At 39.0% G+C, this 15,261-nt stretch carries 15 protein-coding genes; 2 read left to right on the top strand and 13 right to left on the bottom strand.

From position 1 onward, the window contains the following. Positions 1–75 precede the first annotated feature (75 nt). Positions 76–228 (top strand): YpzG family protein, encoded by a 153-nt coding sequence (locus AC1VNJ_RS20490; RefSeq protein ID WP_014460817.1) that lies wholly within the window; start codon positions 76–78, stop codon positions 226–228. 44 nt (positions 229–272) lie between these two features. Here the strand turns inward: AC1VNJ_RS20490 and AC1VNJ_RS20485 are convergent, their stop codons facing one another. From AC1VNJ_RS20485 to AC1VNJ_RS20475, 3 genes are all read right to left on the bottom strand, one after another. After that, on the bottom strand, positions 273–413 hold the full coding sequence (locus AC1VNJ_RS20485; protein ID WP_013082476.1) for a hypothetical protein: 141 nt from the start codon (positions 411–413) through the stop codon (positions 273–275). 69 nt (positions 414–482) lie between these two features. Next, the gene (locus tag AC1VNJ_RS20480) at positions 483–1,826 is read right to left on the bottom strand and encodes an amino acid permease (RefSeq protein WP_033578508.1); all 1,344 of its coding nucleotides are present in this window, start codon (positions 1,824–1,826) and stop codon (positions 483–485) included. Between the two features lie 119 nt (positions 1,827–1,945). Continuing rightward, positions 1,946–2,569, bottom strand: coding sequence for a LysE family transporter (locus AC1VNJ_RS20475; protein ID WP_080754396.1), 624 nt, complete (start codon positions 2,567–2,569; stop codon positions 1,946–1,948). A gap of 170 nt (positions 2,570–2,739) precedes the next feature. Here AC1VNJ_RS20475 and AC1VNJ_RS20470 point away from each other — a divergent pair, with 170 nt between their 5' ends. Beyond that, positions 2,740–2,976, top strand: coding sequence for a hypothetical protein (locus AC1VNJ_RS20470; RefSeq protein ID WP_098627160.1), 237 nt, complete (start codon positions 2,740–2,742; stop codon positions 2,974–2,976). 142 nt (positions 2,977–3,118) lie between these two features. On the opposite strand, the gene AC1VNJ_RS20465 is transcribed toward AC1VNJ_RS20470, so the two are convergent. The 10 genes from AC1VNJ_RS20465 to AC1VNJ_RS20420 all read right to left on the bottom strand — a co-directional run bounded on the left by AC1VNJ_RS20465 (position 3,119) and on the right by AC1VNJ_RS20420 (position 15,225). Then, positions 3,119–4,558, bottom strand: coding sequence for an aldehyde dehydrogenase family protein (locus AC1VNJ_RS20465; RefSeq protein WP_034266655.1), 1,440 nt, complete (start codon positions 4,556–4,558; stop codon positions 3,119–3,121). Between the two features lie 480 nt (positions 4,559–5,038). Next, positions 5,039–5,329 (bottom strand): putative quinol monooxygenase, encoded by a 291-nt coding sequence (locus AC1VNJ_RS20460; RefSeq protein WP_098627159.1) that lies wholly within the window; start codon positions 5,327–5,329, stop codon positions 5,039–5,041. Positions 5,330–5,527: 198 nt separating this feature from the next. Then, on the bottom strand, positions 5,528–6,193 hold the full coding sequence (locus tag AC1VNJ_RS20455; RefSeq protein ID WP_028413948.1) for a type 1 glutamine amidotransferase domain-containing protein: 666 nt from the start codon (positions 6,191–6,193) through the stop codon (positions 5,528–5,530). A gap of 266 nt (positions 6,194–6,459) precedes the next feature. After that, positions 6,460–7,680, bottom strand: a complete 1,221-nt coding sequence (locus AC1VNJ_RS20450; protein ID WP_049163753.1) for an MFS transporter — start codon at positions 7,678–7,680, stop codon at positions 6,460–6,462. Positions 7,681–8,034: 354 nt separating this feature from the next. Then, complete coding sequence (gene hutP / locus AC1VNJ_RS20445) at positions 8,035–8,499, bottom strand: hut operon transcriptional regulator HutP (RefSeq protein ID WP_028413950.1); 465 nt, start codon at positions 8,497–8,499, stop codon at positions 8,035–8,037. A 207-nt stretch (positions 8,500–8,706) separates the two neighbouring features. Beyond that, positions 8,707–9,666, bottom strand: a complete 960-nt coding sequence (locus tag AC1VNJ_RS20440) for an L-threonine 3-dehydrogenase (protein ID WP_482641221.1) — start codon at positions 9,664–9,666, stop codon at positions 8,707–8,709. A 37-nt stretch (positions 9,667–9,703) separates the two neighbouring features. Next, positions 9,704–10,894, bottom strand: coding sequence for a glycine C-acetyltransferase (locus AC1VNJ_RS20435; RefSeq protein WP_028413952.1), 1,191 nt, complete (start codon positions 10,892–10,894; stop codon positions 9,704–9,706). 462 nt (positions 10,895–11,356) lie between these two features. Further along, on the bottom strand, positions 11,357–12,817 hold the full coding sequence (locus AC1VNJ_RS20430) for an MDR family MFS transporter (protein WP_482641220.1): 1,461 nt from the start codon (positions 12,815–12,817) through the stop codon (positions 11,357–11,359). A gap of 301 nt (positions 12,818–13,118) precedes the next feature. Then, positions 13,119–13,553, bottom strand: a complete 435-nt coding sequence (locus AC1VNJ_RS20425; RefSeq protein WP_013056263.1) for a ferritin-like domain-containing protein — start codon at positions 13,551–13,553, stop codon at positions 13,119–13,121. A gap of 106 nt (positions 13,554–13,659) precedes the next feature. Continuing rightward, entirely contained in the window at positions 13,660–15,225 is a 1,566-nt protein-coding gene (locus AC1VNJ_RS20420) for a glycoside hydrolase family 32 protein (protein WP_482641219.1), read from the bottom strand. Positions 15,226–15,261: the final 36 nt, after the last annotated feature.

Raw genomic sequence — 15,261 nt, 5'->3', positions numbered from 1 at the left:
TTTTACCCCATTCTATAAGAGAGATATTTCACCGCAAATATCTTGTGAAAGTATCCTATCCTTGAGGTGATTATGATGAATGATAAAAATCATGTAGATCAGCATTCAGAACTATTCCGCCACAACTGGACGAGACCGAAGCGTTCAAAGTCCCAAGTAAATGGACATACAGAGATGTCTCAAACGAACATCATCTTGCGAAGTAATGCAAAAGCTCATCGTTGGTAAGGATACACTTCAACAAAAAAAAGACGCGAACGCGTCTTTTTTTGTTATTGGCCGTCTGCCCCGCTTTGAGTTATCTTGCGAATATGACCATCTTCATAATTATTTTCTCGTAGCGCTTTTGCTTTGTCATCTACTACTTGTTTTTGATCTACTTGTGAAGAAGGAGTCTGCTTGTTTTTTGGCATGATCATAACCACCTTTTATTTTGTAATTGTACAACGTGCATAGTGTCCCTCATAAAGATTAAATATATGTTAACTAGCGGCTTCTTCTTCTTTCCACTTATGGCGCAGTTTTAAAATAACAAGGCTTATAACAATTAAAAAGCCTAAGCTTGCAAAGAAACCTGGTCTGCTTGCAGATTCTAACAGCGTACCGCTTACTGCTAGCAGGATTAATAAGAGGCCAACAGCTTGTTTTACTTTATCCCAAACGGTTTGTTTAATTAAGCGATGAAACGAAATTAAAATAAAAAACCAGTTATAAATCAGCATCAGTCCAGCTGCTGTTGTAATGTACTCATAAATTTTCCCGGGCAATAGCAAGGAAAGGACAATAGAAATAACTAATCCCGCTGTTGTTAAAAGTAAAGCCGGTAAAGGAAACTGCAGCTTTTTCTGTTTTTGTTTTGAAAACAATGCAGGAGCATCTCCATCTTCTGAAAGAGTGACAATCATTGTTGTTACGGAAAAAAAAGACGCTGACATCGTTGAGAAACCCGCAATAATCATTGCTCCATTAAAAACATGAGGAAAAAATGGAAGATGATATGTTTCTAAAGCCTTTATAAATGGACTTTGATTTCCATGGAAATCATGAAATGGCACAATTAAAATAGCTAAACTCAGTGAAACAATATAAATAATTCCAAGAAGAATAAGCATACTTCTTCCCGCTTTCGGTGCGTCTTCTTTTTTTTGTAAACGAACCGTCATGATTCCCATGACTTCGATGCCGCCGAAAGCATAAAAGGCATAAAGCAAAGCGCCCCATAAACCTAAAAATCCATGAGGAAATACTTCACTTATCGTTCGCGGCACTCCTTGTTTTGCACCTTCGTCAAGAAATCCAAATAAAGCGAGACTAGCTAATACAATAAACATTAAAATAGCAGCCACTTTTGTGACAGCAAATACATTTTCCATTCGTTCAAAGCCTTTTGTCCCGATTAATACAACACTAATGCCTAAAACAGCATAAATAGAGGCAAAGACCCACAGTGGAATATCTTCAAACCAAAAACGTGTAAAAAGAGATAAAGCCGTGAGCTGACTCCCCATGATCAGCATCTCTGAACTCCAGTACACCCATCCGCTGCTAAATCCTGCCCATCTTCCATAAGCTTTTTTAGCATAGGAGCGAAACGAACCTTTTTGAGGATCTTGAGCACTCATTTTAGCAAGCGCCTCAAATACAATAAATGTGCATACTCCTGCCAGTAAAAAAGCAATTAAAACAGAGGGCCCAGCTGCTTTTATGGCAATACTTGATCCTAAAAAATAGCCTGTGCCGATTATGCATCCTACTCCGATTAAAGACAGCTGCCACCATTTTAATTTCCCTTCAACTTGACTTCCGCAGCCTATTTTCTTTTTCACTCTATCACTCCTCACACTTCGATGTAGTGTGTGATAGTTTGAAAAATTTATGCGTAAAAAGAAGCATCTTTTCTATTATTTTTCAACGTACTGAAAACACTTTAGATTCAGCACTTCTTTTAGCCTAATTGCTGTGCGGCTTGCCAGCCGAAATATAGGCCAAACCCTATTAAAGATAACCCCGATACAACGGACACGGCAGTTAAAAACGTCGCAGCTAAGTATCGTCGAAACGTGCTTGCTAAAGCTGCCATCGCAATATCCCAGGCCAGAATTCCCGTAAAAATAGCGCAGCTATATAAGATAAGCTGTTCAGTTTCATATGTATTAGCCGTTTTTGCTAAAACAGAGCCATAAATGCCAAGCCAAAAGAGAATTGTAAGCGGATTCGTTAATGACAGCAAAAAACCTGAGAAAAAACACTTTAACACAGAATCACCGTTTGTTTTTCTATGCTGTGTAATCCTCCCTGCACCCATTAGCCCCTCAACACCTGTATAAATTAATACAAAGCACCCAAACGAAAAAAGAAACGTTTTCATAAAATCGCTACTTAAAAAATGAACGGACCCAAAATAAACTACAAGCATATAAAGAGCGTCAACCGATGTTGCTCCTATACCTAAGAACCAAGCATGCAAAAAACCACTTTTAATTCCTTTATCAAGCTGAGCTGCATTGATTGGACCGATTGGCGCAGCTAATGATAGCCCTAATAATACATAGCTGAAAAAAGCCCCCACATACATCCACCCTCTATCACTTCTAAGATTTTATAAATTGAACTATGATAAATCTATGCAACCTGCTTAGCTTGTACTACGTAATTTTTATTTTATTTCTAAATCCTTTTGTATAGCTACGAAGAACCAGCGCATGTTAACTGTAAATACTATACAGAAGGGTGAGAAGCATGAATTCATACACTCATATTAAAGAAGCATTACAATTAGCTGAACAGGCTGTTTGTCAAGGGCAGATGAATTTGGATGCAGCCAATTTTCAAAAAGCTCAAATGCAGTTGAATATGGTTCAGCAGCAAATTAATGAACAAAAAGAAGCGGCGTCTGGTGATAAAGAATTAAAACGAATGGAAGAACACTTAAGACATTTACGCGAAGCACAGCAAGCTATTCAGCAAAATTTTTAATAAGAGTAATAAACATAACTGTTTTCTCACTTCCAGATAAACAAATCTGAAAAAGCTCTAAGAACACACTGCGTTCTTAGAGCTTTTAATCCTTTATCCTAAAAAAAGAAAGGAGAAAAACTCCCTTCTTTTTTTACATTAATTATACTTTTGCCGGAACTTTAACGCCCATGATCGCTTTTGGCTCTAGATATTCTTCAATACCAAATGCTCCCCACTCGCGTCCAATACCAGATTGTTTGAATCCGCCGAATGGCGCAGCTCTGTCTTGCTCGGCATCGTTAACGATGATTTGACCAGCTCTAATGTTTTTAGCAACATAGTCAAGTGTTTCTTGGTCTTTTCCGACCGCATAGCCTGCAAGTCCATAAACTGTATCATTTGCAATTTCAAGAGCTTGCTCTAGATCATCATACGTAATAATAGTTGTTACAGGTCCGAAGATTTCTTCTTGTGCAATAACCATATCATTTGAAACGTCAGTAAAGACTGTCGGTTTAACAAAGTACCCTGTCTCTAAGCCGTCCGGTTTGCCCGTTCCGCCAGTAAGAAGCTTTGCACCTTCATCCATTCCTTTTTGAATATAATCCTGTACGCGATCCCACTGTTTTTCCGCTACGAGCGGTCCAGTTACGTTGTCTTTATCTAACGGATCACCAACTGGGAATGATGGTAGAACTTTCTTCACTGCTTCTTCAAATTTTTCTTTCATAGAGGCAGGAATGATAATGCGCGTTGCTGCCGTACATACTTGCCCTGTATTCATTGCAATGTGTGAAACTGCTATTTTAGCCGCTTCTTCTACATCCGCATCCTCTAATACAACTAGCGGTGATTTCCCGCCTAGCTCAAGCGCTACTTTTTTGATTGTTTTAGCAGCGTTTTGCATAATTTTCTCGCCTACAGCACCTGATCCTGTAAATGATACAAAATCAATGTCCGGGTGAGAACTAATACCGTCACCGATTGTGCTTCCCGTTCCGTTTACAAGGTTAAAGGCACCTTTTGGTACACCAGCTTCATCAATGATTTCTGCTAATATCATCGCTGCATACGGTGTAAGTTCTGATGGTTTTAATACCATTGGACTTCCTGCTGCGATAGCTCCTGCAATTTTAGTAGACGTTTGATTTGTTGGGAAGTTCCATGGTGTAATAAGTCCGCTTACTCCAATAGACTCTTTTACGACCTTGTAGCTTCCATGATCTTTTTCAAATGTGTAATCTTCAAGCGCATTAGCTGCTTCTTTAAAGTGGCTAAGTCCCATTTCATAGTGCACTTCTTCTGAAATTTTTAAAGGAGCGCCAAGCTCTTCAGTCATAACTTCAATAAGCTCCTGTTTACGCTTTTCATATCCTTTTGCAATATTGCGAAGCATTTTAATTCGCTCTTCTTTTGTTGTTCTTGAAAATGTGGGAAGGGCTGCTTTAGCTGCTGCCACGGCTTTATCTAGATCTTCTTTTGTACCTAAGCTAATTTTACCAATTGATTTTTCAGTAGCAGGATTGATCACATCTGACGTTTCGCTTCCTGTTGATTCAACCCATTCTCCGTTAATAAAGTGTTTTAAATTTGTACGCATTGATTTGATCTCTCCTTTTAGTTTGTTAATTATTGAACTATGTCATCTAGTTTTTATCTACCCGCCTGTCTGCTTCTCAAACACCACTGGTATTATTTTTTGTTTCTTCCACAGCCTTACCCCTTTTCCAATCGGCTTTTTGCAGCTGAAATTTTTTTCCTCTGCAGCTTTTTAGTTCTTTATAACAAACAGAGATTGAGTCATAACGAAATCAATCCCATCTAAAGATAAACAAATGGGATAAAGGACTTAGTATGGGTTATTTGTTATTCCGCTGTTGATTTCCCTGCAAGCCTTTTCTTTCTGCGTGCGGTCGATTAGCCTCCTCATCGCTTACGCTTCTGCTTGGTCTCACTAAATGAAACTCATATTCACCATAACCACAAAAAAATCCGAACGAGTTTGATTCTCCATCAAGAATCTCGATTACTCGTTCGGATCTTCCTTCAACTAAAACACTTTTGTTCCAACTTCTTTTTATTAACGTACTTCTTGTAAACGATGTACTGCTCTGCTTTCAATTAACGGTTCTGTTTGCTGTCTGTATTGTTGATAGTGAGGTGTTTCAATGTGAGCTTCAACATCTTCTTTGCTTTTCCATTTCTCATAAAAAACAAATGTGCCTGCTTTGTCTGTATCCTGGTGGAGAATGTATTGAATACATCCTTTTTCTTCTCTTGATGGTTCAATAACTTTTACTAACTCTGATCGAAGCTCTTCTTCTTTTCCTGGCTTGGCTTGTAAAATGGCGTTAATAATAACTTCTGACATCGTTTTTCCTCATTTCTTTTAAAAAATAGTCTCCATAAAAAGCTTCCCTCTTTTTGTATTCATTACACTGACCATCATATTTTTTGTATGATGATGGATCTCTCTAGTCCAAAACAGCAAAACATACACATTATCTACGGCGGTCTTTGTTGATGCTGTTAATAAAAAAGCCTGTAGTCCTACAGGCTTTTTTACATCTTAGTTTAATAATTGTTTCACGACTGCTTTTGCTACACTGATTGTTGACTGAGGATTTTGACCTGTTATTAGGTTGCCATCTGCTTGTACATTATCGGTCCAGTTTGGAGCAGTTACTACATTTGCACCAAGTTCACGCAGGCGTGTTTCCAAAAGAAACGGCATGAAGCGGTCTAATGTTGTTTCACGTTCTTCATCATCTGTAAACGCAGCGACATCTTTTCCTTCCACCAACGGCTTTTCATCTGATAATGTAACACCTACTAAGCCTGCGGGTCCATGGCATACAGCGGCTACTACTTTGTCTCCTTCGTATAGTTCACGAATTAAAGCATGAAGCGTTTGATTATCTGGCAGATCAAACATTGTGCCATGACCGCCTGGTAAGAAAACAGCATCAAATTTAGCACTGTCTGTAATTGTATCAAGTTTTAGGGTATTCTCTAGATGCTTAGCTGTATTTAAGATTTCTTGAGAAGTCTCTCCTTCAAGGCTGCGAGCATCCACCGGCGCTTTTCCTCCTAGAGGACTTGCTACAGTAATCGTAAATCCAGCTTTTTCAAACTCTACGTACGCTTCACCAAATTCTGAAAGCCAAAGGCCTGTTGGATGATTTTCTTTCATTTTGTCAGCCGTTGTTACGACCATTAATATATGTTTAGACATAGTAACGTCCTCCTGTAAATAAAGATAGTATTTTCTGTTTCCGCCTTACACATCATATTGTAAGAGAGGAATTACTATAATACAAATTAGAAAATAGCTGCTTATCCATAAATATTTTTATAGATACTGTGGACGTCTTTGTTAATAAAGCATCTGTGAAAGAAACAATCATCTAACACCTGAACTTATTTTTTATACACTCAAAAAAACCGCCCTTTTGAGTAAGCGCGGTTTTTTCCAGAAAAGCATAGAATCTATTTTTTATGTTAAAGAGCAGATTGAGCGTTCATTTGTTTCACGTTCTTTTCTCCCGTTTTTTTAAGACTCATCATAAAAATAAACGAAATACAGTACAGCCCCGCCAAGTACGTCATCGCTACCGTCATATCATAGCTTTGCAAAAGATAGCCGACAAGAATGGGTGACAACCCTCCGAGCGCTCTCCCGAAGTTAAAAATAGTGTTCGTTGCAGTACTGCGAACTTCTACCGAATAGTGACTGCTGATCAAGGCTCCGTATCCTGCGAACATTCCGTTTGAGAAAAATCCGACAACAGCTCCTCCTATAAGCAGCCCTGCACTTCCTTCGGCATACGAGTATAAAAATACCGCACACGCTGAAGCGAGAAGAAAAATTCCAAAAGTACGCTTCGAACCAAAACGATCCATAAATTGACCAAATGTTAGCATGCCTATAATCATTCCAACGGCTGTACTGATTGTCCAAAGAGCTGAACTTGAAACAGAGAGTCCTTGTGATTGCTGAAGCATAGACGGAAGCCATATCATGAGTCCGTTATAGCCTGCAATTTGAACGGTAGCCATCACTGCCAGAGAAATAGTCGTCATCGCCGTCTTAGGCGTAGCAAATAGTTGACGTAGCTTGCCATTATTTTTAACAACGGCTGTTTTCTCTTTTTGAGCTTTTAACCACTCAGGAGATTCGTTTAAATTTTTTCGTACGATAAAAGCAAAAATGACGGGGATAATTCCGACAAAAAACAGCGCTCTCCATCCGAAAATCGGCAGGATCAGAGAACTTAAAAGCGCCGCAAGAATAACTCCAAATTGTGCGCCAATACTAACATAAGATGAAGCTCTTCCTTGCTTATGTTTCGGCCACGCTTCTGCAACAAGAGCCATACCGATTCCGTACTCTCCTCCAGCCCCAATTCCGGCAATAAATCGTGAAGCATACACTTGTTCAACATTTGCTGCAAAACCTGTTAATGCCGTTCCGACTGCAAATAGAAGAACCGTGTAGGTAAAAACCCGCACTCTTCCAAATTTATCTGCTAAAATTCCGAAGATGACTCCGCCTATCAGCATTCCTATATTCGTAATAGAAGAAATAAGTCCACCCGTTGCTAAATCAATGTGAAATTCAGCGATAATCATTGACATAGCAAACGAGATAAACATAATGTCCATCCCTTCTAACGTCAAACCTGCTACTGATGCTACAACTGTCTTGTTACGATAATTCATGTTGTTCCACCCTCCACTGTATTCTTTCTGTATCAACGCTCTTTCTTTTTTGAAGGAATGGATAAAATAACATATGTCCATTCTCTTTTGAAGCCTCTCTGGACTTCGTTTAAAAGAGGTACGCAACGCATAAAAGCCCTTTTGTCGCAGAGGGCAAAAGGGCACAGATAGGCATAGAAGCAGTAAATAAGTGATCCGTCCTTTTCGGCCTCTCTGGACCGTCTTAAAGGCAATTATTATATTAATCATTATGTTAACACGCCGCACAAAAGCTTTCAATAAGAAAAATATCTTTTTTAAAGCAGCTATGTGCATCTCTCACTTTTTACGTTCATACTATTTTGTCCATTATTTTTAAATATGGTTAAAACCAAAACCTAACGTATCATGTTCAAAGCCTTTTTTCGGTGCGCCTATCGTTCCATACACACAAACGCTAATCCATTCGTCGCTTGATCCTGAGAACTCAATTTTTCCGCGCACAATTGAAAATGTGAGTCCTACCGTCCGTAAAATATCACCTAGCTGCAGCGTTCCTCGACTAACTCCTTGAATAGCTTCAAGTATAGCATGATAAAGAGCGTGGACTTCCCGGTACGACTGGGCATTAATAATGTTGTTTGTCTTGGCGCTCGTTTCAATTGCGGCCACAACTTTAGACAGCTCCATCGCTCCAACTTTTCCAACTGTATAGCTATATCCTCTCTCATTGATTTCCTTTTCAATACCTTCAGCTAGTTCCGTATTATGTAAAAGAACGAGTAAAGATGTTAATCTTCCCATTGAAAAATCATTAACTTGTTGAAATTTATTGCTCAACTGTCATTCCCTCCCTTCTATCCCCTTATTATTTTAACAGACGGTACCTAAAAGGGTGCTGATTATTCAGCGAACGAGCGCTCACTTAAAGGGTCAGAGAATCTATGTGTACTGTCCACCACTGTTACGAAGTAGAACTTGCAACAAGTAACTCACCTCTTAGTAAGCGCTTACTTTATTGTCAAGGAAGAAATCATTTTTCTCTACTTACGTTAAGACAAGCTGTGATTCAACTTTTAACTTTCCCAGCATCTCTCTCGTCATTTTTTCTAGGTTATATTCTGCTTTAAATCCCCACTCTTCTTTCGCACAGCTGGAATCTATATGGTTGGGCCAGCTTTCAGCAATTGCTTGTCGAACAGGATCTACTTGGTAATTCAGCATAAATTCCGGAATTGTTTTTCTGATTTCAGCTGCCATTTGTTCTGGATCAAAGCTCATGGCACAAACGTTAAATGAATTTCGATGCTTCAGCTTAGAACCGTCTGCTTCCATTAGTTGGATGACAGCGTTTAGTGCGTCAGGCATATACATCATATCCATATAGGTTCCTTTGTCGATATAAGACGTATAGCGCTTATGTTTAACGGCTTCATAATAAATTTCAACAGCGTAGTCCGTTGTCCCTCCACCTGGAGGCGTTACGTATGAAATTAAGCCTGGAAAACGTAGCCCTCGTGTATCTACTCCGAATTTATGGTGATAGTAATCGCAAAGTAATTCACCCGCTACTTTATTAACACCATACATCGTGGTAGGACGTTGAATTGTATCCTGCGGCGTCCAGTCTTTTGGAGTCGTTGGACCAAATGCACCAATTGAACTTGGAGTAAAAAATTGGCACTTCAGCTCTCGAGCTACTTCGAGCGCGTTTACTAATCCGCCCATATTTAGATTCCAAGCTAGAAGCGGCTTTTGCTCGGCTGTCGCTGATAACAGCGCAGCCAAGTGAATAACCGTATCGACTTTATGCTTTTCGGCGATCGTAAATAACGCAGTCTGATCCGTTACGTCTAAAATCTCGAATGGACCTGAAGTCACAACATCGCTCGTCGTCTTGCGAATATCAGTGGCAATAATATTTTCTGAACCATATATCTCTCTCATTTTCATTGTTAATTCAGAACCGATTTGTCCTAGAGACCCCGTTATTAATACTTTTTTCATCTCAATATCCTCCTCATGTACTGCTTAGATTCAACGTTTAAATTAATTTCATTTCCTTGCCTACTTTTTTGTAGATACGAAGTGCTTCATCTAACATTTCTTTTGTATGAGCAGCCGTTGGCATATTGCGAACGCGTCCTGTTCCTCTTGGAACGGTAGGGAAAACAATTGATTTAGCGTATACCCCTTCTTCTATTAATCTCTCACTAAAAATCTGCGTTTGATTTTCATCTCCTATAATGCACGGAGTAATAGGTGTTTCACTTTCGCCGGTATCAAAGCCCAGCTCTTTTAATCCTTGCTTTAAATAACGGCTGTTTTCCCACATTTGATCCTGCAGCTCTGTACTTGTGCTTAGAATTTCAATCGCTTTAATACATGCAGCAGCCGTGCCTGGTGTAATAGCAGTCGAGAATAAAAACGGGCGGCTTCGTACTTTCAACCAGTCAATTAAGTCTTTTTTTCCAGCTACGTATCCGCCTACAGCTCCAATCGCTTTTGACAATGTTCCAATTTGGAAGTCTACTTTTTCAGATAAGCCAAAATGTTTGACTGTCCCCATACCGTTACCTAATACGCCCGATCCGTGAGCATCATCTACGTATGTGATTAAATCAAATTCCTGTGCGATTTCTACAATTTCCGGAAGCTTAGCAATGTCTCCATCCATTGAGAATACACCGTCGGTAATTACCATTATTTTATTATAGGCACCGGACTTTTGTGCTTCGCCTGCTTTTGCACGGAGATCTTCCATATCCGAATGTTTGTAAGGAATAATTTTTGCTTTTGATAGCCGACACCCGTCAATAATTGAAGCGTGATTCAGCTCATCTGATAAAATCGCGTCATGTTTATCCATAACTGCAGAGATGGCTGCCATATTGCAGTTAAAGCCAGATTGGTAAGCTATAGCTGCTTCCGTATGCTTAAACTCGGCAAGCTTTTCCTCTAGCTTAATATGAATATCTAGAGTTCCATTAATCGTTCGGACAGCTCCAGCTCCCACCCCGTATTTTTCAGTGGCTTCGTTGGACGCGTTAATAAGCCTTTCGTCTGTAGCAAGCCCCAAATAGTTGTTGGATGATAAATTAATTAATTGTTTTCCATCAATTTGAATCACAGGTCCATTTGGTCCCTCTACTGGATTAATGACGTTGTATAGCCCTTTATCTTTTAAATCTTCTAAATTATTATTCAAGAATTCTTTTAAACGTCTGCTTGTCATCTTCCATACCCCCTCATTGTTGTTCAACACGTCTTATAAACTTCTCTTTTCCCCATTAAAAGATTAATCTAAGCACTTGTAGTATATGAATTAAAAATCAAGTGTATTCCTGAGAAAGACAAATGTTTCTTTTGTAAGCGCTTAAAATTCAATGCTTATAGAATTTATAATAATCAACAACCAAGTAAATGTCCATACTAAAAAAACAAAAAATAAGAAATTTTCGGCAATAATAAAAATCCGTCCTTCTGTTAACGATTTTTCCCGAACGTTATTAGACAATATCTTTTTTCTTTTCTCTCTTTGATAATTCTTTTTAAAAAGAGACTAATGCATAACTAATTCAACAGCTAAAAGCACCTACATTCACCTACCAATAAAAAAATCCGAACGAGTTTGGTCCTTAATCAAACTCGTTCGGATTGTCCTTCAATTAAACTACTTTTGTAACAGTCTCTTCCGTTACTTTTGCACAGATATGTTCTTTATTTTTTTATGGCCGTTTTTTACTAATAAGCATGAGACAGCAAAGCTTAGTAAAGCAGCTAAAAACGTTCCACTGTAAATAATGTGAACACCTGATGCAAGAATTTCATGCAGCTTTGACAGTTCTTCTGCCGGTACCCCGCCTGTCTCAAACGAAGCATTCAAATTTTCTTGCCCTAATTTCTTTGCCTGTGAAAGCGTCACTAAGTTAAAGATTGTACCAAACACTGCGGAACCTAGTGTTTGACTAAATGTATTTGTAAACGTATTAAGAGCCACCGCTACTCCTCTTTTGCTGGCTGGGACTGCTGATTGAATAACTAACATAAAGATAGGCGTAATAATCCCCATTCCTAACCCAAGAACCCCAACGGCTACATAAATTAAAAATACCTGTGAGTGCGTGGAGACTAAAAACAGCATAAAACATGCCGTACTTACGATTGCCGTTCCTAGCGTAAGGATGGAGTGCGTTTTAAGACGCCCTACTAAATTCCCTGAAAGCAGTGAACCAATTGTCCAGCATACTGGCATGGGCATTAACACAAAACCGGCAGCGGTTGCACTTTTTCCCATCACTCCTTGGCTCCAAATTGGAAGGTAAACCGTAATACTAATAACTACTGACCCGACAAGAAGTGTTAATAAGTTTATAACAGATACACTTCGAATAGAAAACAGCTCAAGCGGAATAAGAGGTTCCGGCGATTTCTTTTCGATATAAATAAAGCCCATGAATGTCAGAACAGCTAGAACAAATAATCCTATAATGACCGGATCTCCCCAGTTTTGATGCTGACTTCCGGTTAACAGCGCGTATAAAAATGCAATGGTTCCAACTGAAAACGTCACCGCTCCAATGTAATCGATATAGCGTTTTTCTTTTACCACTTCTTCTTTATAGTTTACTAGAAGAACAATAAAAGCCATTAGTCCAAACGGTATATTTAAAAAGAAAATATAGCGCCAAGACAGCGTATCGACTAAAAATCCCCCAAGAAGAGGACCGAGAACTCCAGCAACTCCCCAAACTGCGCTAATCCAACCTTGGGCTTTGGCTCTTTCTTTTGCTTCTTCATACAAGTCGCCAATAATAATCATTGTAAGGGGCATAACGACCCCGGCGCCTAGCCCTTGGATTGCTCTGTAGACAATTAATTGTTGCATCGAAAAGCTAAGCCCGCAAAGTATAGATCCGATTAAGAAAATAATAATTCCAACAAGCATAACTTTTTTGCGGCCGAATAAATCCGCTAACTTTCCGTATATAGGTGTAGATACAGCTGTTGTCAGCATATAAATGGCATATACCCAGCTAACTAGCTCAATACCCGACAAATCACTTGTAATTCTTGGAACAGCCGTACTGACAATGGTTCCTTCCATTGCAGCTAAAACAGTGACAAGCAGCAGCGCTGTCATGATTCGTTTCCTCATCTCTTTCTCTCCTTGCAACTGCGGGCATCCCATCGTTTTTTTCACAGAAGATAAAAGCGGTTTCAATATACTTATACCCTTTTAGCCTTTATATGTATGTGATGCTCCGCATATAGTTACTGCCATATGCAGCCAAATAATTATTTTACTATAAAATTTTTCAAAGCGATAGAGAATTTCAAAAATATGACTTTCCTCTCATTTATAAAAACATGCGTACATGATGTTTTATTTCTTTTTCAAACCACAAAAAGCATCCCGTAACAGGTGTTACGGGATGCTTTTTACGTATTTTGTATGATTAACTTAGTCGGGGATCTTTTAATAAACGTTCCATTTCTTCCATATGATTTGTTTCATCTGCAATCATATCCTCAAGTTTGACAACAAGCTCTGTTAATCCTAACTCTTCTGCTTGTTTTTTACGCTCTTCATAGCGCTGGATCGTTTCTTTTTCAGCCTTGCTCGCTTCTTTAAGCATTTCCGTCACGTTTGAGACGTGCTTCACCTCAGCTGGCTTTGTTGTTGGCTCACCGCCAAGGTTTTTGATTTTTTCTGATAAATAAAGGGCATGCCCTTGCTCGTCAGGAATTTCTCCTTCAAAGAAAGGTTTTAAAATTTGATATTCTAGGCCGGTTACTGTAGACGCATAGTAAGTGTACTGAATAACCGCCGAATATTCACCCGCTAAATCGGTATTAAGTCCCTCTATTAGTTGTCTCATTTTCTCTTCCATTTGAATAAACACCCTTTCATTTACTGTTAGTAGGCATATACCCTTTTTAACGAGTCCTAAACCATAATAAGGTGATATTCTGCTCCCTTTTTTAAAAATAGGGAATTTACTGACTGGAACGAAAATGTTTGATTTCTATGTTCTTAAAGAAAGACGTTCCTCCTTGGGAAAAAAGTGTAATTCCTTGGTCGTTGTGACGAGGAAACACCTCGCTAGAATGTACGGTTTTTCCATCATCAATAAAGACTTCAATACTTGTTTTATCTACCAATATCTTCAAATGAACATTTTTCTTGCCTGCATCAAAGTAATCGCGGCTTTCCACATATTTTTTGCTTTGATCAGGCTGATTACTATAGCTTCTATTCACATATGAGACGTTATCTTTTGCAAAAACCCCTACATCAATGTGCCGCTTTTGATCTGCGGACTCTCGAAGTCGTAAGCCTACATTTTCTGCATCTGACCATGAAATATCTGTATCAAGCTGATAAGCTTCACCTTTTATCTTTAACTTTTTCTCTCCGTTTACTTCTACTTGCTTGAGAGAATTTGTTGAATCAGTTAGCTGATTTAATTCTTCGACAGGCTTTGATAACAGGCTGTACTGATCGTTGTCTTGTTTTGAAAGCGTAATTTCACGGGTTATTGAATCGAATCCGTTAAACCCACCTTTCATCGTTGGTGTCTTATCTGGATAATCCCAGTTGTTCATCCATGCAAAAGCGTAGCGTTTTTCTAAAGAATCCTCATTTTTACCGTCTTTAAACGTGACTGCTCCGTACCAATCAAAACCATGATCTAGCCATTGCGGCTCATCCATATCGGGAGTGAATGTTGTTCCATCGTAATTTCCTGTCCAATAAGCATAGGTGTTTGGCTTTCCGCTTTCTTTTCCATTTGCACTTGTCCCGAGAACCCACTTAACTGTCCCGTCATCCGCCTTCATTTGAAAAAGATCTGGACATTCTGTAATGCCAATATCTTTAGTGACAAATCCTCCCGTATACGTCCAATCCTTTAGATTAGAAGATTCATAAAATCCGATTTTTTCACCTTCTGACATGACGAGAACCCACTTATCATGTTCATGATCCCATATGACTTTGGGATCTCGAAAATCTTTGGTGCCTGGATTAGGCATGATAGGATTTTTGCTATATGATTTAAAGGTTTTTCCTCTATCGGTGCTATACCATAAATACTGTTCTTGCTTTTGTCCATCAGCAGAAGGCTGGGTCATAATCGCTACAATGGCGCCTTTACCAAAACCTGCTGTGTTCTCTTTATCTTCTACAACGGATCCGGACCATATATCGCCATTTTTATTTGTATACTTTGGAATAGCTACTCCTTTATCTTTCCAATGAACCAAATCTTTAGACGTTGCATGTCGCCATTCCGTCCCGTTCCCTTTAGGGTAATCATGATTGTATAAGTAATAGTAATGATACTCTCCGTCAAAATAAATGGGCTTTTGAGGATCATTTTTCCATTTATCAGGCGTGCTAAAATGATACACCGGGCGATAAGTGGATTCACTTTTATTTCCTTTTTCTTTTCCTCGATCTTTTGTATCCTCTTTTTTGGATACGCCTGCTATAATGAGTCCGGCTATTACAACTAAAAGAACGGCAAGCGTTATCCATTTATAAGCACCTTTTTTCTTCAAACAAACCCCGCCTTTCTCTTTTTTGTCTACATCGAA

This window comes from Priestia sp. 3CA3 (assembly GCF_056836725.1).
This window is presented reverse-complemented; position numbering and strand designations above follow the sequence as displayed.